We start from the raw sequence: 19662 nt of genomic DNA, 5'->3' as shown, positions 1-19662 counted from the left end.
GGAACCGTGCGGTGCCGCTGACCCTTGAGCGGGCGTCGCAGCCGACGCGGCTGCCCGACCGGAAGGCTCCCGCACCATGCGCAACCCGCTCGCGACCGTCGCCCTGGCGACGGCCCTCGTCACCGCCGCCCTCGTCCCGGCCCTCGCCCAGAACGCCGACACCCCGGCGGCCGGCGGTCCCGTGGCCGCCAAGCCGGCGACACTCTCCGACGACCTGCGCCCGAAATTCGTCGCCCAAGCGCCCTCCGACATGGTGTCGAGCAAGCTCGTGGGCCTCAGCGTCACCAACGGCGCGAACGAGACGATCGGCCAGATCGCCGACCTCGTCCTCGACGAGAAGCAGCAGGTGAAGGCGTGGATCGTCGGCGTCGGCGGCTTCCTCGGCATCGGCGCGAAGTACGTCGCCATCGACCCCACCGCGATCAAGGTCAGCCGGGGCGACAACGACACCCTGAAGGCCACGATCGACACCACGAAGGACCAGCTCCGCGCGGCGCCGGAATACATCTACCTCGGCAAGGAGAAGCCGAAGGACGCGCAGGCCGCCGAGCCCGCCCGCAAGCCCTGAGCGGGTCCGCCCCGCCCGGCGGCGACGTGCGGGCTTGAAGACCGGGTTCGTTCGGTGCACCACCCCGGCACACCAGTGCCGGGGTTAATCACGCCATGCGCCGCGCCCTCATTCCGCTCCTCGCCTTCTGCCTGGGGCTCGTCGGCATCACCGCCGCCGCCTTCGTGATGCTGCGGCCGGAGGCGACGTCCGTCGGCACCGCCACCGTGGGCGGCCCGTTCACCCTCGTGAACCAGGACGGGCGCACGGTGACGGAGAAGGATTTCAGCGGGGCGACGCACCTCGTCTTCTTCGGCTTCACCCATTGCCCCGACGTCTGCCCGACGACGCTGCAGCAGATCTCGGACGTGATGGCGGCCCTCGGCCCCAAGGCCAAGGCGATGAAGGTCGCCTTCGTGACCGTCGATCCCGAGCGCGACGATCCGGCGAGCCTGAAGACCTATCTGTCGAGCTTCGATCCGCGCATCACCGGCCTCACCGGCACGCCGGAGCAGATCGCCGCCGTCGAGAAGGCCTACCGCGCCTATGCCCGCAAGGTGCCGGACCAGAAGGGCGACTACGTCATGGAGCACACGGCGATCGTGTACGTGATGGACGCGCAGAACCGCTTCCTCGGCGCCCTCGACATCTCGCGCCCGCCGGAGCAGACGGCGGCGGAACTCGCCAAGAAGATCTGAGCCGGGCTCCTACAGGACCATCCCGGCGTGGAAGCGGTCGGGGGAGAGCGGCAGCAGGAACTGCACGCCGAACCCGCCCTCGAACACGCGCACCAGCCGACTCGGCGTGCTGCCGACCACGACGATGCTGCCCATCGGCGGGGTCGCGTTGCAGGAGATGGCGGCGCCCGACAGCGAGATGTCGATGAGCCGCGCCATGACCTCGCGGCCGTTCTCCAGCTTCAGGGTGACGCCGGGCTTCTCCGGCACGACGCGCTCGTGGCTGCGGCCCTCGGGCAGGCCGAGGATTTCGCGGTTGGCGAGCCACGTGAGCTGGGAGGCGAGCTTGTCGCGCTTGCGGGACGTCGCCGCGAGCTTCACCGCGAAGCCGCCCGCCGTGTGCCGGGCCACGACCCCTTCGATCCGGCCGATGAATTCGAGATAGAGCACCACCCGCTCGCCGATCTCGCCGAGGACGGCGCAGGTCAGGCGGACGCCGCCGGGCGACATGTCGACGGTCTGGCAGGGATATTCGCGCCGGTCGGAGAGCATGTAGCGGCCGAGCACGGCCACGCGCACCCGCTGGTGCTGGCGACGGTCCGACGCCACGCCCACGACGGGGCGACTTCTCAAAGTCTGGAGTGGGCCGGCATCCACCGCGATCATGCCAAGATCAGTCGCCGAGTAAGCTTCGCTGCGGCAACCGTAGTGATCACGAGTTACGGAAAGCCTTCACCGGCACGGTTCATGTCGCTCTTTCGTCAGAATGTTGGACCGGCTCAGGCGCGACCGCCGGGATGGACCATCAGGTGCCCCCGCCGCACCGGTGCATCGGGCATCAACACGCGGCGAATGCCCTCGCCCGGCCCGGCGGCGGGCGGGCGGGCGCTGCGGCTGCGCGGCGCCAGGATGCGCAGGGAGGTCGTCTCGGCCCGCTCCACGGGCTTCAGGCCGAGCCAGGGCGGCGCCCCGACGAAGCTCAGCGCGCCCAGGGCGCGGACATGCGGGCGGCCCCGGTGGCGCAGGGGCAGCAGCAGGAGTTCGAGATCGACCCCCTCCTCCGCGCGGTTCACGCCGCGCAGGCCCGCCACGACGCCGAGCGTGTCGAGGGCGACCGTCTCCGCGAGGCGCCAGGCGTCGCAGGCCCGGTCACCCCAGAGGGCGCTGAAGGGCTGGCCACGCAATTCCCGGCCGTACAGGGCGCAGACCCGCGTCCCCGCGAGGCGGATGATGGCGGAGCGCGCCGGCACGTCGAGCTCCAGGATCAGGCTATCCGCCAGAAGATGACGGATTTCGCCAGGCTCAATTTCGGCCCGCTCCGGCGCGGCACGATCACCGCGGAGCTTTTCCCAGTAAGCGTGAAGCAGATGACTTGTGGGATGCTTCATGTCTGTCCCGGATCGGTACAAAAGTGCCTCGTGGATGCCCGTTCCGAAACGTCTGGACGACGTCTGCGGCCGCGCATCGGGCGGTTACCGTCCCTGTCCGCAATCCCTATGCCCTCGGGCGCGCCGATGCATCCGGCGAGTTACGCTTTGGTTAAGGTTGATCGCCACTGAAGCCTGTGTCCTCCGGCACAACACAACGCTGAGAAGGAGTTGCAGGGCGGGGAATCGCCTTCGTGTGGCATCGCGGGCTTGTCCGCAACTTCCCCGTGACAACATGTGGGGCAATGGACGCTTCGCCCGACTTCCCCCGCCAGAGCCGTGCCCCGGTCTTCAACATGCCGGGGGTGGTCACGGCCTCCATCGCCGTGCTCGTCGCGATCCAGGCGATTCGCGAATACCTCCTCTCGGACGTGCGCGACATCCAGGTCGTGCTCGACCTCGCCCTGGTCCCCGCCCGGTGGACGGTGTGGTTCGATCCCAGCCGCGTCGCGGAGGTGATCCAGGCGGCGGCCTCGGGGGATCCCGATGTCGCGGCGATGCGGGAAGCCTTCGCGCGCTACGTCACCGGCCAGCAGAGCCTGGAGCCCTGGACGCTGGCGACCTACGCCCTGCTCCACGGCTCGTGGATGCATGTGCTGTTCAACAGCGTGTGGCTCGCGGCCTTCGGCACGCCCGTGGCCCGGCGCTGCGGAGCGTGGCGCTACGGCGCCCTCGCCCTGGCGGGGATCCTCGCGGGCGGCCTGCTGCACATCATGATCGATCCGCTGAGCGCCACGCCCCTGGTCGGGGCCTCGGCGGGCATCTCGGCCCTCATGGCGGCGGCGGCGCGCTTCGTGTTCCAGCCGCCGGTCTCGGGCTACGGCACGCAGCCCTGGCAGAGGACCGCCCACCGCCCGGCCGAGACGATCCCCGAATTGCTGCGCAACCGCACGGTGGTGTCGTTCCTGGCGATCTGGTTCGTCACCAACCTGCTGTTCGGCATCGTGAGCCTGCCGCTCGGCGCCGAGAGCGCGGCGGTGGCGTGGGACGCGCATCTCGGCGGCTTTATCGCCGGCTTCCTACTCTTCCCGCTGCTCGACAGGAAATTCCCCCCAACGCGCTGACCGGCGGCCTTGCCAGGGCGCCGGAACAGTCACACACTCGGCCACGATCGAGAGCCGGGACCAACCCGGCCCGCATGTCGCAACCGGTGCGCCGGAGCTGACGGCGCACCCAACCGATGACAGGGAGGGGTCGATGACCGTCGCGCGGATTCTGTCGGAGAAGGGAACTTCGGTGGCCACGGTGGGCCCGGAGAAGACCCTCGGAGACGTCATTCACATCCTGGCGGAGAAGCGCATCGGCGCCCTCGTCGTGGAGCATCCCGACGGCACGGTGGCCGGGATCGTTTCGGAGCGGGACATCATGCGCGCCCTGGCCCGGCTCGGCGCGGCCACCCTCGACGCCCCGGTCGGCGACCACATGACGGCCAACGTGACGACCTGCAACCGCTCCACGACGATCGAGGACGTGATGGAACTGATGACCAACGGTCGCTTCCGCCACATCCCGGTCTGCGAGGGCGGACGCCTCGTCGGCATCGTCTCTATCGGCGACGTGGTGGCGCGCCGCATCGCCACCGTCGAGGCCGAGCATCAGGCCCTGCGCGAGTACATCACCACCGCCTGAGCGGCGCCGCCCTCACCCCCGCGCGGGGTCGAGGGTGACATGCCACAGATCGGTGTCGGCAGCGTCCTTGAGGGTCACGGTCATCTGCTCCGTGCGCCCGTCCACCGCGACGTGGCCGAAGAACTGCAGGCCCGCCGCCGGGGAGACGTTCACCTGCCCCGCCGGCGGCGCCTTCACGTAGCGCAGCTGCGGGCCGAAGGTGTTGTCGAGGGTGTTCGGCCCGAAGGTGCCCGCATGGAGCGGGCCGGAGACGAACTCCCAGAACGGTTCGAAATCCTGGAACTGCGCCTTGTTCGGGTCGTAGTAATGCGCCGCCGTGTAGTGGACGTCCGCCGTCAGCCACACGGTGTTGCGCACCCCCGCCGCCTTGATGAACCGAAGCAGGTCGGCGACCTCCAGCTCGCGGCCGAGGGCCGGGCCGTCGCCCTGCGCCACGGCCTCGGAGCCGAAGTTGCGGTCGGTGTCGTAGACGACGACGAGGCCGAGCGGCATGTCGGCGGCGATCACCTTCCACGTCGCCCGCGACGACACCAGTTCCCGCTTCAGCCACGCGAGTTGCTGCGGGCCGAGGAAGTAGGAATCAGGCCCGTACTCCGTCTGGCGGTTCTCGCCGTTGGCGCCGCGATAGCTGCGCATGTCGAGCATGAACACGTCGACCAGCGGCCCGTAGGAGATCTTGCGGTAGACCCGGCCCGGCTCCGCCGGATCGAAGCGCATCGGCATGTATTCGTGGAAGGCGCAGGCCGCGCGGACCTGCAGCGCCAGGACGTTCGGGTCAGCATATTTCTTCCGCAGATGCTCGGCGCGGGTCAGGGGCTCGCCCGGCCACCAGTTATTCGTAACCTCGTGGTCGTCCCACTGCGCCAGCATCGGAACCTGCGCGTTCAGCGCGAGCAGATTTCTGTCGAGCAGGTTGTACTTGTAGCGGCCCCGGAACTCGGCGAGGGATTCGGCGGGCTTCGAGACCTCCTCGGTCACGCGGTTCCGCCACAGGGTGCCGTCGGGCAGCTTCACCTCGGCCTGGATCGGGCCGTCGGCGTAGATCGTGTCGCCGGAATGGAGGAAGAAGTCCGGCCGGTTCTTGGCGATGGCCGCATAGATCGTCATGCCGCCACGGGATTCGTCGATCCCCCAGCCCTGACCCGCCGTGTCCCCCGACCAGCAGAACGACACCGAGCGCCGGTCGGCCGGCGCCGTGCGGAAGCGGCCCACCTGCCCCGCACTGCGGATCGTCGGGGCGGCGAGGTCTTCGAGGCTGACCCGGTAGAAGATATCCTGGCCGGCGGGGAGGCCTTCCAGGGCGACCTTCACCGTCCCGTCCGTCTCGGGCAGGGCGTCGGCGAAGACGCCGCCCCGGACCTGCGCGAAGCTCTCGGTGGTCGACCACTCGATCATCGCCCGGCAGGGCCGGTCGGCCCGCGCCCAGACGATGGCCGTATCGCTGCCGACATCGCCGGATTGCAGCCCGTGCGAGAGGGCGGGCCGGTCGGCGGCGCGGCTTAGGTAGGGCCTGCCCAGCCCAAGACTCGCGCCGACGAGGCCGGAGGCCCCCGTGAGGACGAAACGGCGACGGTCCAGGGCCATGGGGCTCTTCCTCGTGGTGAGGAGCGCCCTATGGCAAGCCCGCGCGACAGCGGCGTGACGCGCCTATCCGGCGGTGTTCGTCACAGCCAGCGCTTCCAGCGGAAGAAGGCGTAGGGCAGCACGGCCGCCACCACCATCATCACAACGGCCATCGGGTAGCCGAAGGACCAGTCCAGTTCGGGAATGGTCTTGAAGTTCATGCCGTAGATCGACGCGATCAGCGTCGGCGGCATGAACACCACGGCCATGACCGAGAACAGCTTGATGATGTTGTTCTGCTCCAGGTTCACGAGGCCGAGGGTCGCGTCGAGCAGGAACTGGATCTTGGTGGAGAGGAAGGTGGCGTGCTCCTCCAGCGATTGCAGATCGCGCAGGGTGGAGCGCACATCCTCGCGCAGATCGCGGGGCGCCTTGTTGGTGCGGTAGGTCGCCGAGAGCGAGAGCAGGATGCGCTCCATCGAGACGAGGCTCTCGCGCTGCTTGGAGATGAGGTCCCCGTGTCGGCCCAGTGCCCGCAAAGTGTCCTGCAAGGCGGTGTTGCGGGCGCTCGGATCGTCCTGCACCTCGAAGATCGACCCCGACAGGCGGTCGATCCGCTCGCCCTGGAGCTGGAGCACGTCCGCCGCCCGGTCGATCACCGCTTCGATCAGCCCGGCGAGGATCGCGTCGCCGGAGGCGACGGTGGCGTGGCCGTTGCCGGTGGCCCGCCCCGCCCGCTGCGCGAACATGCGGAAGGATTGCGGCTCCTCGTAGCGCACGGTGATGAGCCGGTTGCCCCGCAGGATGAAGGTGATGCCAGCGAGCCCCGGCTCCTCCGAATCGCTGACCTTCGAGAGCACCCGGCCGGTCATGTAGCGGGCGCCGTCCTCGACATAGAGGAGTTCGGACGGCTCGATGTCCTTCATCTCCTCGCGGGTCGGCACCTCGATCCCGGCGAATTCCTCGACCTTCAGCTCCTCCTCACGGGTCGGGCGGATGAGGTCGAGCCAGATCGTGTCCTCGGGGATCACGTCCTGCAGGTTCACGGCCCGGCGTTCGAGCAGGCGCTGGCCGGCCTCCGTGACAGGCTGATGGATGAAGATCACGCGGGAATCTCTTCAGGGACGCGGCGGCTATGGCGGCCCCGGCATCCCGCAGGCGGGCGGGAGGCGCAAGGGGCCGAGGGCATGTGGCGCCGTTTCTTGAAGGTTCCGTGACAGCGCCGCCGCCGGGCTGCCTCAGTTGCAGCCGTCGCAGATGCTGTTGTCGATTCGGTTGGTCAGGGCGCGCTCCCGCCGCCGCTCGCGCGAGGACGGCACCTCCCCCGGCCCCATGGACGTGCCCGGCGGCTTCGTGACGCCGAGACTGTTCGTGTTGGGCGCCGTGATGGTGGAGCGCGGGCCGCCTCCGGTGCCGGTTTCGTCGGGGGCCACGCGGCTCTGCGCCAGGGCCGAACCCGGCAGCATGAGCGAGGCGATCAGCAGGGAAAGGGTCGTGGTGCGCATCGTCCGGGTCTCCGTCGCCGGAAAAACGTGCGATGCGCGCGACAGTTGCCTCGTCCTAGCGCCGGGCTTTCTCGCGCCGGAACACGCCGACCATCTCCACATGGCCGGCATGGCGGAACTGATCGACCGGCGTCACCCGCTCCAGCCGGTAGCCCCCTGCGACCAGGGTGGCCGCATCGCGGGCGAAGGTCCCGGCATCGCAGGAGACGCCGACGACGAGGGGCACGGTGGAGGCCGCGAGCTGCTTCGCCTGCGCCTCGGCACCCGCGCGGGGCGGATCGAACACCACGGCGTCGTAGGCCTTGAGTTCGAGGGGCAGGAGCGGGCGGCGGAACAGGTCGCGCCGCTCCTGGGTGATGCGCTTCAGGCCGGTCGCCGCCCGCACCGAGCGATCGAGCCCCGCGAGCGCGGAGGCCTCGCTTTCCACCGCGTGGACGGAGGCCCGGCTCGCCATGGCGAGCGCCAGCGGACCGCAACCCGAGAATAGGTCGGCCACCTTTTTCACCTTCGGGCCGAGGGCATCGAGGACGAGGCCGGTGAGGATCGCCTGCCCCGCCGCCGTCGCCTGTAGGAAGCCGCCGGGCGACGGGAACAGCCGCCTGCCCTCGCCGGCGACCGAGACCGGCTCGGCTTCCATCAGCCGCTCCCCATGAAGCGAGAGCCGGGCGAGGCCGAGTTCCCCCGCGATGCGCACGAGGGCGGCGCTGGCCCCGGGCGAGACCACCCCATGGCCGCGGATGTCGACATCGAGCCCCTGGTCGGTCGCGCTCACCGCCACGTCGAGGGGCTTGCGGCCGCCGCCGATCGGCACCGACAGGGCGCGGGCGACATCCGGCCCCCGGTGCAGGGCCGGCACGGTGATCGGGCAATGGTCGAGGTCCACGAGGGCATGGCTGCGAGCCTCCATCAGCCCCGCCTCCGTCCGCCCCTCGACGAAGCGGACATGCAGCGTCAGCCGCCGCCGTCCCGCCCCGTGGGCGTCGAGGGCCGGCTCCGGCGCGACGGGGAGGCCCGCCTGCGCGAGCCCGTTCGCGACGATGCCCCGCTTCCATTCCAGTTCCGGCTCGCGGGCGAGATGCTGGGTGCGGCACCCGCCGCAACGCATGAAGTAGGGGCAGAACGGCTCCACCCGCTCCGGCGACGCCCGCTCGATTGCCTCGAGTTCGGCCCGCGAGCCCCCCCGGCGGATCGCGGCGCGCTCCCCCGGCAGGGTGTAGGGCACGATGGTCCCGTCCTGCGCGATGCCGTCGCCGCGCGCGCCCAGGCGAATGATCTCGACGCTCTCGCTCACGGCAGCTTCGCCCCCATCAGAAATTCGACATTGCCGTCCCCACCCTCGACGGGGGACGGGACGAGGCCGAGGATCGTGGCCCCCCGGCCTTCGAGGAGACCGCGCACCGTCTCGCAGACCTCCCCATGGATTTCGGGATCGCGGACGATCCCGCCGCGCCCCACCCGCTCGCGCCCCGCCTCGAATTGCGGCTTGATCAGCGTGACGAGGAAGGCCCCCGGTGCCAGCAGTGGCCACAGGGCCGGCAGGACGAGGCGCAGGGAGATGAAGCTGACATCCACGCTCGCCAAGCGCGGCGCCGGATCGAGGCTGCCGGGTGCGAGGCTACGGATATCGACCCCCTCACGGCTCGTCACCCTCGGATCCACCCGCAACCGTGGGTGGAGCTGATCGCGCCCGACATCGATCGCATGGACATGGGCCGCCCCGCGCCTGAGCAGCACGTCGGTGAAGCCGCCGGTCGAGGCGCCGACATCGAGGCAGGGCAGGCCCGCCGGATCGAGTCCGAAGGCGTCCAGGGCTGCGCTGAGCTTCAGCCCGCCGCGCGAGGCGAAGGGATGCTCGGGCTCCGCCTCCACCGCCGCGCCCGGCGGGATCGTCTCGGAGGCGCGGGCGAGCACGCGCCCGTCCACCCGCACGCGCCCGGCGCGGATGGCCGCCTGCGCCCGGGCGCGGCTCTCGAAATGGCCGTGCTCCACCAGATAGAGGTCGGCCCTCTGCCGCTCGCGGGTCATGTGTCTCCGGTCTCGGGCAGGGGTGTCGGCGCCGCCCGCGACCCCTACCTAACCGCGGCCAGAGAAGAGGGCTATCGTATGACACGCACGCTGACGCTGCTCGCCGCACTGGGGTCCTTCGCGGCAAGCGGGGCTCTGGCGCAGGAGCCCGCGAAGGACGCGGCCAAACCCGCCGCCCCCGAGACCTACGAGAGCCCGATCAAGAACGCCAAGGGCGATACGATCGGCAAGCTCGCGATCCGCGACGGGGCGAACACCCTCGTCCTGCGCCTGACCATCCAGCCCGGCGGCCTGCCCCCCGGCTGGCACGGCATCCATTTCCACGCGGTCGGCGATTGCTCCGATCCGAAGTTCATGAACTCCAAGGCCCACGTGAACCACGACCAGAGCAAGCACGGCCTGCTCAACCCGGACGGGCCGGACGAGGGCGACCTGCCGAACATCTTCGCCAATCAGGACGGCTCAGCCAATGCCGAGGTCTCGTCCGAGACGGCGCTGACCGGCGAGGGCGGGCTGAAGGACGGCGACGGCTCGGCCCTGATCATCCACGCCAACGAGGACGACCACACCACCCAGCCCATCGGCGGCGCGGGCGACCGCATCGCCTGCGGGGTGATCAAGTAGCGATCGCGCGCGGGCGGCCCTCGTCGTCGATGGCGACGAAGGTGAAGGTCGCCCGCGTGACCTTCTCCCGGTGCTGGGTGCGGAAGCGCCGCGCCCAGGCCTCGACCTCGATCTTCATCGAGGTGCGGCCGACATGGGCGACGCGGGTGTAGACGCAGAGCACATCGCCCACGGAGACGGGGCGCAGGAAGGTCATGCCGTCGAGGGCCACGGTAACGACCCGCCCCCGCGCCCGCTCGACGCCCGCGATGCCGCCCGCCTGATCCATCTGCGACAGCACCCAGCCGCCGAAGATGTCGCCGTTGGCGTTGGTGTCGGCGGGCATGGCAATGGTGCGCACCGTCAGGTCGCCCTGCGGCGTCTCCGCGGTGGTCTCGTCCGCAGTGCCGGAATCCTGCATCGGGCCGCCCTCAAGGAAACACCCCGGCGAGCGTGAGCCCCGCCGCGACGAACACGAACACCGCGCACAGGATGCAATCGAGCGGGATCGATTGCCAGAGGTCACGCGATGCACGCGCCTCCGCGTGACGCTCGGCGATATCGTTCATGGCGAGTGGTCCGCGTTTCCTCGCGGCCAGCCGGATCTGACGCCGACCGTGCCGAACCAGCACCATAGCGCAGGGCGGCCCGCGACGCGATGGGCGGTGCGCGTCACTAGTCCGGCGTCGTCAGCCACGTCTCGACACGGAGGTCGGGCACGCGGGAGAACTCACGCAGATTGTCCGTCACCAGCGTTGCGCCGACGGCGACGGACTGGGCGGCGATCCAGGTGTCGTTCGCCCCGATGGGCGTCCCCTGCCGTTCGAGATGCGCGCGGATGCGGCCATAGCAGCGGGCCGTCTCGGGATCGATCCCGACCACGGGAATGCGCTCCGTCAGAGCGGCCAGGTTGGCGCGGTTGCGGTCGCCATAGGCGCTCTTCTCCGCGCCGAATTCCAGTTCGCCCAGCACGATGGTGGAGAGGCGCAGCGCCGACGCCGGTTCGGCTTCCAGTCGCCTGCGAACCTCACGGTGTCCCTTGAGCGCGGCGATGACGATGTTCGCGTCCAGCAGGAACAGGAGCGGCACGGCTCACGCGTCCCAGGACGCCACCGGTTCCGCCGGAGGGTCCTCGGGTGCCGTCAGATCGACCGAGTCGGCGGAGAGCCAGAAGTCTCGGAACAGGTCGGCCGCGCTCCGGGGGTGATCGGGGACGATCCGCGCCACGATCCTGCCATGGCGCGTCACGGCGATTTCCGCGCCGCCCTCGACTTCGGCCAGCAGCGCCGAGAAATGCGCCTTGGCCTCGACAATCGGAACGCTCCTCACGCCACCCTCCAGAGAATGACCATATGGTCATAATATCGGCAGCGTGAGGAGGGAGTCAAACACGTCTCAGGCGATCTTCGTCGTCATGTCCTCGATCTTCGCCTCGGCGCTTTGGCGCACGAGGTTGATGCCGTGCTCGCAATCCTCGCGGCGGACATAGCCCTCGCCCGATTCGGCGATGATTTCGCCGTTGCGGGCGCGCAGGCGCCAGCGCCATTGGCCGCCGGCATCCCGGTAGAGTTCGAAGCGCATCACCGTCTCCCACGAAAACGGCCGCGACGCGGGACGCGTCGCGGCCGGATGGCCTCAAGATAAGGTCGATGTCGCCCGTCGGAAGACGGGGCGGTTACGAGCGCGGGGCGCGGTCGAGCCAGCCGATGCTGCGGCCGTCATTGCCGCCACGGCCGGACGCCTCGCCCTGGCGGGGACGGTTGTCCCGACCGGAGCGCGGCTGCTGCGGACGGGCGTCGCGGCCCTGCCCGTCACGACCCTGCGCCGGGCGAGCGCCCTGCGCGGGACGCCCGTTCGGACGTCCTTCGGCCGGACGGGCCTGGCCGTTCTGACCCTGGCGATGCTGGCCGGAGCCGGCACCGGGACGGGAGCCCTCGGCGCGACCCTGCTGCGGACGGCCCTGGCCCGGACGGCCGCGACCGTCCTGCGGGCGAGCACCGCGCGGCTGCTGCTGCTGGCGCGGGGGCCGGCGGGCCTCCTCGCGGGCGATCTCGGCGGCAGCCTCGCCGGAGGGGGCCGTGAACCCCTCGGGGAAGCCGACGACCGGCACCTTCTGGCGGGTCAGGCGCTCGATGTCGCGGAGGTAGGCGCGCTCCTCGTCGTTGCAGAACGAGATGGCGAGACCGTCCTTGCCGGCGCGGGCCGTGCGGCCGATCCGGTGGACGTAGCTCTCCGGCACGTTCGGCAGGTCGAAGTTCACGACATGGCTGACGCCATCGACATCGATGCCGCGCGCGGCGATGTCGGTGGCGACGAGCACGCGGCACTCGCCGTCGCGGAACGCCTGAAGGGCGCGCTCGCGCTGGGGCTGGCTCTTGTTGCCGTGGATGGCGGCGCCGGCGATGCCCGACTTGTCGAGACCGCGCACCACCCGGTCGGCGCCGTGCTTGGTGCGGGTGAAGACCAGCACCCGGTCGATCGCCGGATCGCGCAGGATGTGGGCGAGCAGGGCCTGCTTCGCGCCGGTATGGGCGAAGATCACCTGCTGCTCGACGCGCTCGGCCGTGGTGGCGACGGGCGTCACCGCAACCTGCACCGGGTCATTGAGGTACTGCGCGGCGAGGCCGGCGATGTTCTTCGGCATGGTGGCCGAGAAGAACAGGCTCTGGCGCTTCGCGGGCAGCATCCGAACGATGCGCTTCAGGGCGTGGATGAAGCCGAGGTCGAGCATCTGATCGGCCTCATCGAGGACGAGGATCTCGACGCCTTCGAGGGTCAGCGAGCGGCGGTCGACGAGGTCGATCAGCCGGCCTGGCGTGGCCACGAGGATGTCGACGCCCGGCGCCAGCGCCCGCTCCTGGCGGCCGATGGTGACGCCGCCGAACACGACGGTGTTCGTATAGCGCAGGTGCTTGCCGTACTCGGAGAACGAATCGGCGATCTGGTTGGCCAGCTCGCGGGTCGGCGACAGGACGAGGACGCGGCAGCCCCGGCGGGGCGGGCGGCGGTCTTCCAGGCTGAGGCGGTGGAGGATCGGAAGGGCGAAGGCGGCGGTCTTGCCGGTGCCGGTCTGGGCGATGCCGCAGAGGTCGCGGCCTTCCATGGCGGGGCGGATGGCCTGCGCCTGGATCGGCGTCGGCGTGGTGTAGCCGGCCTCCTCGAGCGCCCGGAGCACGGGCGTGGCGAGGCCGAAATCGGTGAACTGAGTCAAGGTGATATCCGTCGCAGCAGACCGGCCGGCCGCGCGAGAGGCTGCGGCACCGTATGGGCGGTCCATCGAGTGGGGAAAGCCCGCGTGATGGGGCCGTCCGGGTGCATGCACGTTATGAAGAGGGGGGCCGGACCGCGGCGCTGAAGCCCGTCCGTCACGCAGCCCCCTCAGGCGGTCCATCGATGCGGCCGCTGACGCTGCATGTCGCATATGCTGCGCTGCGGTGCGAAAGTCAATGGCGGAGCCCTGCTTCAGGCCAGCGGGTTGAGGCTCGCGTTCCGTGGCGGCAGCGGCGCGCGCATGGTGAGGGAGAACCCATCGGGCGAATAATCGGTCGTCACCTCGGCCTGGACCTGGGTGATGAGCACCCGGTGCAGAAGGCGCGAGCCGAAGCCCTGACGGCGGGGCGGTTGCACCACGGGTCCGCCGCTCTCGCGCCAGGTGAGGCGCAACGTGCCGGCGGGGCCGCCGGGCTCTAGATCCCATGCGACGGTGACACGCCCGGTGCGGTTCGAGAGCGCCCCGTATTTCGCGGCGTTGGTGGTGAGCTCGTGGATCGCCATGCCCACCGGCACGGCGATGTCGGAGGGCAGGTCGATGGATGGGCCTTCGAGGACGACGCGCCCGTCCTCGCCGCCAGCCTCGGCCACCTCGGCGTAGGGGCGCAGCTCGTTGACGAGGAGGCCGGTGAGAGAGGCCGTCTGCCACGTCGCCTCGGTGAGCACCGAATGGGTATGGGCCAGCGATTTGATGCGGCCGACGAAGGCCTCGTAGAAGCTGTCGATGTCGGTCGCCGTCCGCGCCGTCGAGCCGACGATGGCCTGCACCGTGGCCAGCGTGTTCTTCACCCGGTGGTGCAACTCGCGGATCAGCAGGGTCTGCCGCTCCTCCGCGAGGCGGCGGTCGGTCACGTCGGCGACCACGCCGATCAGGCGACGGGGCAGCCGGTCCGGGGCGTCGCGCTCGAACCGGCCCGCCATGTCGATGGTGCGCCACGCCGCGTCGGACTTGCGCCGGATGCGCCCGCTGATGTGGAGGTCGCGGTCCTCGCGCAGGGCCGCCGAGATCGCCTTGCGCACCGCCGCCCGGTCGTCGACATGGAGGATGCCGCTCAGGAACTCGGTCTTGCCGATGGTGCCGTCCTCGGGCGCGTGCCCGAAGATCTCGTACATGCGGTCATTCTCCCAGACCGCGTGGTCATCGAGCATGTGCCACTCGAAGATGCCGAGCTTGGCGACCGCCGTCGCGGCACGCAGGCGGTGGTCGTGGGCCTGCAACTCGCTGCGCGTCTCGATCCGCGTGGTGATGTCCTGCACCACGCCGACCATGCCGCTGACCGCGCCGGCCTCGTCGGTGAGGGCCTGCCCACTCACCTGCACGACGATTCCGCGCCCCTCGATGGCGAGGCGCGTCTCGAACCGGTAGGGCTCCAGGCTCTCCACCGCCGCCTCGATCAGCCGCGAGACCCGCTCGGGCTCGATGAGGAAGGGCCGCAGCACGCCCCAGGTGACGGAGCGGCCCGGCGGCTGGCCGAGGATGCGCGCGGCCCGGTGGGACAGGGTGAGATCACCGCTCGCTCGGTCCCAGCGCCATTCGCCGAGCCCGGCGGCGGCCATGGCATCGCGGTTCGCCTCGGAATGGGCGGCCTCGTCCGGGTCCACCGCCTCGACCACCAGCGTGTCGCCGGAGCGGCGCACGCGCACGTCGATCTCGACGCCGTCCGCCCGCCGCCAGACGCGGATGCCGGACTGGAGGGAGGCCGCATCGGCGGCGAGGTCCGAGACGGACGCCCCGTCGAGGCTGCCCGATGGCCGTGCCAGGAGCGCGTGCAGCGCCGGATTGGCGACGAGCACGCTCTCGCCGTCGCCCGCGAGCAGGGCGAGCCCGACCAGCGCCCCGTCGAAAGCCGACCGGCGCGCGTCGATCGCCATGGAATCGTGCTTCACCCGTCCCGTCACGCCAGGAACCCTTGGACGCGCGGTTCGACGGGACTTGAGCGCCCTCAGCCGCCACCAAATCCAGCCAACCCGCGCCCCAAGGATGGGGCTCAAGCGTGGCGGCGGCAAGGCTGCCGGTGTCGCGGACGCAAGTTGTCAGCGGGTATTGCGGATGAATTCGAGGTAGGTCGGCCGCCGTCCGGTGGCGATGGCCTTCGCCTCGTAGCGGGTGCCGGGCCAGCCGGGGAAGGGCTGCAGCCAGTCGCGGGACGAGGCCGCCTCCCAGCGCAGGTCCGGGCAGCGGGCGACCCGTGCCAGGGTCCACCCGGCGTAATCGTCGATGTCGCTGGCGAAGCGGAACACGCCGCCATCCTTCAGGAGGCGGGCGATCTGCGCCAGCGAGTCGTCCGAAACGAAGCGCCGCTTGCGCTGACGCCGCTTCGGCCAGGGATCGGGATAGAGCAGGCTGACCTGACCGAGGCAGGCATCCGGCAGGCGGGCGAGAAGCGGGGCCACGTCACCGTCGCGGACGCGGACATTGCGCAGGGCCCGCGCCTCGACGTCGGCGAGAAGCTTCACGACGCCGTTCACGAAGGCTTCGGCGCCGATAAAGCCGACTTGCGGATGCTGCGCGGCCCGGGCGGCGAGGTGCTCGCCGCCGCCGAAGCCGATCTCCAGCCAGATCTCGTCCGGCGTGGTGTCCATCTGCCCGAACAGCGTCCGGGGATCGATCCGGCCGCCGCCCGGCGGCAGGTCGATCCGCAGGGTCGGCAGCAGGGTTTCGAGGCGCGTTTCCTGCGCATCCCGCAGGCGCTTGCCCTTGCGACGGCCGAAGAAGGCGCGATCCGCCTCCTCCAGGCCGTCCTCGTGTTCACCCTCCGTCGCGGGAGGGACATCCGCCCTCCCGGTCATGGCAGGGTCAGGCGAGCGTCGAGCGGAGCTTGTCGGCGAGGTCGGTGCGCTCCCAGGAGAAGCCGCCGTCCGCCTCGGGCGCCCGGCCGAAATGGCCGTAGGCGGCGGTGCGGGCGTAGATCGGCTTGTTGAGGCCGAGCGCCGTGCGGATGCCGCGGGGCGAGAGGTCGATGGCGTCCATCAGGACGGCTTCGAGCTTGGCCTCGTCCACCTTCCCCGTGCCGTGCAGGTCGACATAAATCGACAGCGGCTTGGAGACGCCGATGGCGTAGGAGAGCTGGATCGTCGCCCGCGAGGCGAGGCCGGCGGCCACCACGTTCTTGGCGAGGTAGCGGGCAGCGTAGGCGGCCGAGCGGTCCACCTTCGTCGGATCCTTGCCAGAGAAGGCGCCGCCGCCATGCGGAGCCGCGCCGCCGTAGGTGTCCACGATGATCTTGCGGCCGGTGAGCCCGCAATCGCCGTCGGGGCCGCCGATGACGAACTTGCCGGTCGGGTTGACGTGCCAGACGGTGCCCTCGTTCACCCAGCCCTGCGGCAGGGCCTTGAGGATGTAGGGCTCCACGATGGCGCGGACGTCGGCCGAGTCCAGGTTCTCGTCGAGGTGCTGGGAGGAGAGCACGATCTGCGTGACCTCGACCGGGCGGCCGTTCTCGTAGCGCACCGTCACCTGGCTCTTGGCGTCGGGCCCGAGCTTGGCCGCGTCGCCCTGCTTCGCCTTGCGGGCGTCGGCGAGGTCCTTGAGGATCTTGTGGGCGTAGAAGAGCGGCGCCGGCATCAGCTCGGGGGTCTCGTCCGAGGCGTAGCCGAACATGATACCCTGGTCGCCGGCACCCTCGTCCTTGTTGCCGGCCGCGTCCACGCCCTGGGCGATGTCGGCGGACTGAGCGTGCAGGTAGATCTGCACCTCGTTGTTCTTCCAGTGGAAGCCGTCCTGCTCGTAGCCGATGTCCTTCACGGCTTCGCGGGTCAGCTCCTCCAAGTCCTTGAAGGTCACTGAATCGGGGCCGCGCACCTCACCGGCGATGACCACGCGGTTCGTGGTCGTCAGGGTCTCGACGCCGAGGCGGGCCTCCGGCATCGCGGCGATGTAGGCATCCACGACGGTGTCGGAGATGCGGTCGCTCACCTTGTCCGGGTGCCCTTCGGACACCGATTCGCTGGTGAAGAGGTAATTCGAACGCGCCATCGGTTCTCTCGTCGCCTAAAGGTCGCGGGCGTTCGGCCCTCACGGCTCCGCACCCCTAGGGTGGGGCTTTTCCCATCCGCCCACCAAAGGGTCAAGACGATCCGACGAATTCGTTCGTTATAAAGGACGAGAGTTGCGCGTCAGCCGCGCAACCGTCTTTCGAGGACGTGTACGGCCGCGGCGATGTCGCGGCGCGTTTCGTCCGGGAAGGATTCGTTGATGTGCCGGCCCACGAGGTCGGCGAGGCCGGTCAGCCCCCCCTCCGCATAGGGCACCTGGGGATCCTCGGCGAACCCGTCCTGCCCCGCGTCGCCGTTCGGCATGCCCCGGAAAAAGTATTCCATCGGCACACCGATCATCCGGGAGAAGATATCGAGATGGACCGCGCTGATGCGGTTGGTCCCCTTCTCGTATTTCTGAAGCTGCGCCGCCGACATGCCGAAGCTTTGTGCGACCCGGCGCTGCGTCAGCGAGGCCTTCCGCCGCTGCTCGGCAATGCGCTGACCGATGTAAACGTCGCGCTGGTCCGTCTTCTGGCCTGCCATCGAGAAACTCTCAGACCTCCTGACTGCTTCCGGACCCGCACGCTGACGCGCGAGCTCCAACAAGCTTAGCCGCGGGCTGACAATTTGTCACGGCGCCGGCCGACGCAGCTTGCACCGGCCCTTCAAATAGAGCCGATGGCCGCGAATTTTTCTAGGATGGGCTTATCCCGCATCCCGTCAAGCGACGGCCGCGAAATGCTCCACCGCCACCCGGCCGACCCGGCCGGTCGCGGTGGTTTCCGCCTCCGGCGCGAGAACCGGCGGTTGCACCCAGGTCCCCGCGTCGATGGCGGCAAGCCGGGCGTCGATCTCCTGCATGACGTAGCGGGAGAACGGATAGACATGGAGGTAGATCACGATGTTGGTGACCACCGCCTCCAGCGCGGCGGGGTTGCGCCGCGCGGTCTCAGCGAAGACGCTCCAGGCGAGCTTGGCGAGGTCCGGACGGCGGACGGAGACCCGCCACATGATCCGCGTGAGGGAGGCGAGATCCTTCGCCACCGCGCCCCAGCGGATGCGCTGCGCCGCGAATCGCGGGCGGTTCAGGCGCCGCCCCGTCTCGCGCACCCGGGCGAAGAACGCGTTCGGCTCGTAGATCTCCTCCAGGACACCGCGATAATCGGCCAGAACGTCCCGCTGCGGGCGCGAGGTCACGAAGTTCAGCCCCTGGGTGCACTGGTCGCCCTGGTCGGCGGTGGTCTCGGCGTAGTTCGCGTAGAGCCGCCCCTCGCGCCGCAGCCGCCGGGAGAGCTGCGTGTTCGGCAGCGCGAACAGCAGGCCGACCATGGCGATGGGGATCCCCGTGTCGGCGATGCAGGTTGCCATGGCGCGGGTGATGCTGTCCTTCTCGCTGTCGAAGCCGACGATGAAGCCCGCCGTCACGAACATGCCGGCCTCGTAGAGCTTGTGGACGCTCTCCGCGATGGACCGGCGGGTGTTCTGTTTCTTCTGCGTCTGGATCAGCGTCGCCTCGTCCGGCGTCTCGATGCCGGTGAACAGGGCGAAGAAATTCGCCCGGCGCATGAGGTCGAGGAGTTCGTCATCGTCCGCGAGGTTGAGGGAGGCCTCGGTCGAGAACTTGAACGGGTAGCCGTGCGCCTCCTGCCACGCGATCAGGTGGGGCAGGAAGAGCTTGATCGCCTTCTTGTTGCCGATGAGGTTGTCATCGACGAAATCGACATGGCCGCGATAGCCGAGGGCGAAGAGGCGATCGAGTTCGGCCAGCATCTGCGGCGCGGTCTTGGTGCGCGGAGAGCGGCCGTAGAGCTCGATAATGTCGCAGAACTCGCAGGTGAACGGACACCCGCGCGAGAATTGCACGCCGATATACAGGTAGTGGCTGAAGGTCAGCAGATCGAAGCGCGGGATCGGGCTCGTGGTCACGTCCGCCGTGAACTTCGCGGCGGTGAAGCGGCCCCGGCGCTCGCCGCGCTCCCAGGCGGCGACGAACTCGGGCAGGATTCCCTCGGCCTCGCCGGCCACGACGAAATCCGCGCGGTCGTACACGTCCGGCGTCGAGGTCGGGGCCGGGCCGCCGACGCAGACCGGCGTGCCGAGCGTCCGGCAGCGCTCGATGATGCCAAGGCAATCCGGCTCCTGCGGCAGCATCCCGCCGGTCATCACGAGGTCGGCGGCGCGGATCGCCTCGTCGGTCAGCGGTTCGCAATTGGCGTTGATCAGGGTGATCCGCCACGCCTCCGGCAGCATCGCGGCCAAGGTTATCAGGCCGAGCGGCGGCGCCGCGGCCCGGGCGCCCTGGATTTCCATGGCTTCCTTGAAGTTCCACATCGAGTTTTCGTAGAACTTTGGAAACACGAGCAGAACCCGCGGAGCCGTGTTCACGTCCGACTTACGGCTCATCGATGCCTCACAACCTTAGCCGGGAGAATGAAATT

At 69.9% G+C, this 19662-nt stretch carries 23 protein-coding genes; 5 read left to right on the top strand and 18 right to left on the bottom strand.

Going from position 1 to position 19662, the window contains the following annotated elements:
- The first annotated feature begins 76 nt into the window (after positions 1–76).
- Both MKK52_RS03700 and MKK52_RS03695 read left to right on the top strand, forming a co-directional pair.
- Positions 77–568 carry a PRC-barrel domain-containing protein gene (locus MKK52_RS03700; protein ID WP_243952390.1) on the top strand — a complete coding sequence of 164 codons (492 nt, stop codon included), beginning with the start codon at positions 77–79 and terminating at the stop codon, positions 566–568.
- A 95-nt stretch (positions 569–663) separates the two neighbouring features.
- The gene (locus MKK52_RS03695; protein WP_243952389.1) at positions 664–1245 is read left to right on the top strand and encodes an SCO family protein; all 582 of its coding nucleotides are present in this window, start codon (positions 664–666) and stop codon (positions 1243–1245) included.
- Positions 1246–1254: 9 nt separating this feature from the next.
- Here the strand turns inward: MKK52_RS03695 and MKK52_RS03690 are convergent, their stop codons facing one another.
- The gene (locus tag MKK52_RS03690; protein WP_243952388.1) at positions 1255–1890 is read right to left on the bottom strand and encodes a PilZ domain-containing protein; all 636 of its coding nucleotides are present in this window, start codon (positions 1888–1890) and stop codon (positions 1255–1257) included.
- 113 nt (positions 1891–2003) lie between these two features.
- Entirely contained in the window at positions 2004–2612 is a 609-nt protein-coding gene (locus tag MKK52_RS03685) for a PAS domain-containing protein (RefSeq protein WP_243952387.1), read from the bottom strand.
- 284 nt (positions 2613–2896) lie between these two features.
- On the opposite strand from MKK52_RS03685, the gene MKK52_RS03680 reads away from it, so the two are divergent.
- Positions 2897–3715: a rhomboid family intramembrane serine protease gene (locus MKK52_RS03680; RefSeq protein ID WP_243952385.1), complete on the top strand. Its 819-nt coding sequence runs from the start codon at positions 2897–2899 to the stop codon at positions 3713–3715.
- Positions 3716–3848: 133 nt separating this feature from the next.
- Complete coding sequence (locus MKK52_RS03675; protein WP_243952384.1) at positions 3849–4280, top strand: CBS domain-containing protein; 432 nt, start codon at positions 3849–3851, stop codon at positions 4278–4280.
- Between the two features lie 12 nt (positions 4281–4292).
- On the opposite strand, the gene MKK52_RS03670 is transcribed toward MKK52_RS03675, so the two are convergent.
- The 5 genes from MKK52_RS03670 to MKK52_RS03650 all read right to left on the bottom strand — a co-directional run bounded on the left by MKK52_RS03670 (position 4293) and on the right by MKK52_RS03650 (position 9373).
- Positions 4293–5864 carry an alkaline phosphatase D family protein gene (locus MKK52_RS03670; RefSeq protein ID WP_243952383.1) on the bottom strand — a complete coding sequence of 524 codons (1572 nt, stop codon included), beginning with the start codon at positions 5862–5864 and terminating at the stop codon, positions 4293–4295.
- A gap of 80 nt (positions 5865–5944) precedes the next feature.
- Positions 5945–6949 (bottom strand): magnesium transporter CorA family protein, encoded by a 1005-nt coding sequence (locus tag MKK52_RS03665; protein WP_243952382.1) that lies wholly within the window; start codon positions 6947–6949, stop codon positions 5945–5947.
- A gap of 132 nt (positions 6950–7081) precedes the next feature.
- Positions 7082–7348 (bottom strand): hypothetical protein, encoded by a 267-nt coding sequence (locus tag MKK52_RS03660; RefSeq protein ID WP_243952381.1) that lies wholly within the window; start codon positions 7346–7348, stop codon positions 7082–7084.
- 55 nt (positions 7349–7403) lie between these two features.
- Complete coding sequence (locus tag MKK52_RS03655) at positions 7404–8639, bottom strand: class I SAM-dependent RNA methyltransferase (protein WP_243952380.1); 1236 nt, start codon at positions 8637–8639, stop codon at positions 7404–7406.
- Positions 8636–9373, bottom strand: a complete 738-nt coding sequence (locus tag MKK52_RS03650) for a TlyA family RNA methyltransferase (protein WP_243952379.1) — start codon at positions 9371–9373, stop codon at positions 8636–8638. Before MKK52_RS03650 ends, MKK52_RS03655 begins: the two co-directional genes overlap by 4 nt.
- A gap of 78 nt (positions 9374–9451) precedes the next feature.
- Here MKK52_RS03650 and MKK52_RS03645 point away from each other — a divergent pair, with 78 nt between their 5' ends.
- A complete protein-coding gene (locus MKK52_RS03645; protein WP_243952378.1) occupies positions 9452–9997 on the top strand; it encodes a superoxide dismutase family protein in 546 nt (181 codons plus the stop codon).
- Here MKK52_RS03645 and yciA read toward each other — a convergent pair.
- From yciA to MKK52_RS03590, 11 genes are all read right to left on the bottom strand, one after another.
- Positions 9990–10397 (bottom strand): acyl-CoA thioester hydrolase YciA, encoded by a 408-nt coding sequence (yciA, locus tag MKK52_RS03640; protein ID WP_243952377.1) that lies wholly within the window; start codon positions 10395–10397, stop codon positions 9990–9992. The genes MKK52_RS03645 and yciA overlap by 8 nt on opposite strands.
- A 10-nt stretch (positions 10398–10407) precedes the next feature.
- Positions 10408–10545 carry a hypothetical protein gene (locus MKK52_RS03635; RefSeq protein WP_243952376.1) on the bottom strand — a complete coding sequence of 46 codons (138 nt, stop codon included), beginning with the start codon at positions 10543–10545 and terminating at the stop codon, positions 10408–10410.
- 106 nt (positions 10546–10651) lie between these two features.
- Positions 10652–11065 carry a PIN domain-containing protein gene (locus MKK52_RS03630; RefSeq protein WP_243952375.1) on the bottom strand — a complete coding sequence of 138 codons (414 nt, stop codon included), beginning with the start codon at positions 11063–11065 and terminating at the stop codon, positions 10652–10654.
- A 3-nt stretch (positions 11066–11068) separates the two neighbouring features.
- A complete protein-coding gene (locus tag MKK52_RS03625) occupies positions 11069–11305 on the bottom strand; it encodes a type II toxin-antitoxin system Phd/YefM family antitoxin (RefSeq protein WP_243952374.1) in 237 nt (78 codons plus the stop codon).
- Between the two features lie 66 nt (positions 11306–11371).
- Positions 11372–11557, bottom strand: a complete 186-nt coding sequence (locus MKK52_RS03620) for a YegP family protein (RefSeq protein ID WP_243952373.1) — start codon at positions 11555–11557, stop codon at positions 11372–11374.
- Positions 11558–11651: 94 nt separating this feature from the next.
- Positions 11652–13187: a DEAD/DEAH box helicase gene (locus MKK52_RS03615; protein WP_243952372.1), complete on the bottom strand. Its 1536-nt coding sequence runs from the start codon at positions 13185–13187 to the stop codon at positions 11652–11654.
- Positions 13188–13438: 251 nt separating this feature from the next.
- A complete protein-coding gene (locus tag MKK52_RS03610) occupies positions 13439–15118 on the bottom strand; it encodes a sensor histidine kinase (protein WP_243952440.1) in 1680 nt (559 codons plus the stop codon).
- 162 nt (positions 15119–15280) lie between these two features.
- Positions 15281–16036: a tRNA (guanine(46)-N(7))-methyltransferase TrmB gene (locus MKK52_RS03605; RefSeq protein ID WP_243952371.1), complete on the bottom strand. Its 756-nt coding sequence runs from the start codon at positions 16034–16036 to the stop codon at positions 15281–15283.
- Between the two features lie 7 nt (positions 16037–16043).
- Positions 16044–17222, bottom strand: coding sequence for a methionine adenosyltransferase (gene metK, locus MKK52_RS03600; RefSeq protein ID WP_243952370.1), 1179 nt, complete (start codon positions 17220–17222; stop codon positions 16044–16046).
- Positions 17223–17362: 140 nt separating this feature from the next.
- Positions 17363–17767: a helix-turn-helix domain-containing protein gene (locus tag MKK52_RS03595; RefSeq protein ID WP_243952438.1), complete on the bottom strand. Its 405-nt coding sequence runs from the start codon at positions 17765–17767 to the stop codon at positions 17363–17365.
- A 177-nt stretch (positions 17768–17944) separates the two neighbouring features.
- Entirely contained in the window at positions 17945–19627 is a 1683-nt protein-coding gene (locus tag MKK52_RS03590; protein WP_243952369.1) for a B12-binding domain-containing radical SAM protein, read from the bottom strand.
- Positions 19628–19662: the final 35 nt, after the last annotated feature.

The organism is Methylobacterium sp. J-067 (assembly GCF_022829465.1).
Taxonomy (GTDB): Bacteria; Pseudomonadota; Alphaproteobacteria; order Rhizobiales; family Beijerinckiaceae; genus Methylobacterium; species Methylobacterium litchii.
Note: the sequence above shows the minus strand (reverse complement) of the source record. Positions and strands in the feature narration are given on the sequence as shown.

What these genes read in the sequence shown, in the direction of transcription:
- MKK52_RS03700 (WP_243952390.1), top strand. Translation starts at nt 77, where the DNA reads ATGCGCAACCCGCTCGCGACCGTCGCCCTGGCGACGGCCCTCGTCACC.
- MKK52_RS03695 (WP_243952389.1), top strand. Translation starts at nt 664, where the DNA reads ATGCGCCGCGCCCTCATTCCGCTCCTCGCCTTCTGCCTGGGGCTCGTC.
- MKK52_RS03690 (WP_243952388.1), bottom strand. Translation starts at nt 1,890, where the DNA reads ATGATCGCGGTGGATGCCGGCCCACTCCAGACTTTGAGAAGTCGCCCC.
- MKK52_RS03685 (WP_243952387.1), bottom strand. Translation starts at nt 2,612, where the DNA reads ATGAAGCATCCCACAAGTCATCTGCTTCACGCTTACTGGGAAAAGCTC.
- MKK52_RS03680 (WP_243952385.1), top strand. Translation starts at nt 2,897, where the DNA reads ATGGACGCTTCGCCCGACTTCCCCCGCCAGAGCCGTGCCCCGGTCTTC.
- MKK52_RS03675 (WP_243952384.1), top strand. Translation starts at nt 3,849, where the DNA reads ATGACCGTCGCGCGGATTCTGTCGGAGAAGGGAACTTCGGTGGCCACG.
- MKK52_RS03670 (WP_243952383.1), bottom strand. Translation starts at nt 5,864, where the DNA reads ATGGCCCTGGACCGTCGCCGTTTCGTCCTCACGGGGGCCTCCGGCCTC.
- MKK52_RS03660 (WP_243952381.1), bottom strand. Translation starts at nt 7,348, where the DNA reads ATGCGCACCACGACCCTTTCCCTGCTGATCGCCTCGCTCATGCTGCCG.
- MKK52_RS03650 (WP_243952379.1), bottom strand. Translation starts at nt 9,373, where the DNA reads ATGACCCGCGAGCGGCAGAGGGCCGACCTCTATCTGGTGGAGCACGGC.
- MKK52_RS03645 (WP_243952378.1), top strand. Translation starts at nt 9,452, where the DNA reads ATGACACGCACGCTGACGCTGCTCGCCGCACTGGGGTCCTTCGCGGCA.
- yciA (WP_243952377.1), bottom strand. Translation starts at nt 10,397, where the DNA reads ATGCAGGATTCCGGCACTGCGGACGAGACCACCGCGGAGACGCCGCAG.
- MKK52_RS03635 (WP_243952376.1), bottom strand. Translation starts at nt 10,545, where the DNA reads ATGAACGATATCGCCGAGCGTCACGCGGAGGCGCGTGCATCGCGTGAC.
- MKK52_RS03620 (WP_243952373.1), bottom strand. Translation starts at nt 11,557, where the DNA reads ATGCGCTTCGAACTCTACCGGGATGCCGGCGGCCAATGGCGCTGGCGC.
- MKK52_RS03610 (WP_243952440.1), bottom strand. Translation starts at nt 15,118, where the DNA reads ATGGCGATCGACGCGCGCCGGTCGGCTTTCGACGGGGCGCTGGTCGGG.
- MKK52_RS03605 (WP_243952371.1), bottom strand. Translation starts at nt 16,036, where the DNA reads ATGACCGGGAGGGCGGATGTCCCTCCCGCGACGGAGGGTGAACACGAG.
- metK (WP_243952370.1), bottom strand. Translation starts at nt 17,222, where the DNA reads ATGGCGCGTTCGAATTACCTCTTCACCAGCGAATCGGTGTCCGAAGGG.
- MKK52_RS03595 (WP_243952438.1), bottom strand. Translation starts at nt 17,767, where the DNA reads ATGGCAGGCCAGAAGACGGACCAGCGCGACGTTTACATCGGTCAGCGC.
- MKK52_RS03590 (WP_243952369.1), bottom strand. Translation starts at nt 19,627, where the DNA reads ATGAGCCGTAAGTCGGACGTGAACACGGCTCCGCGGGTTCTGCTCGTG.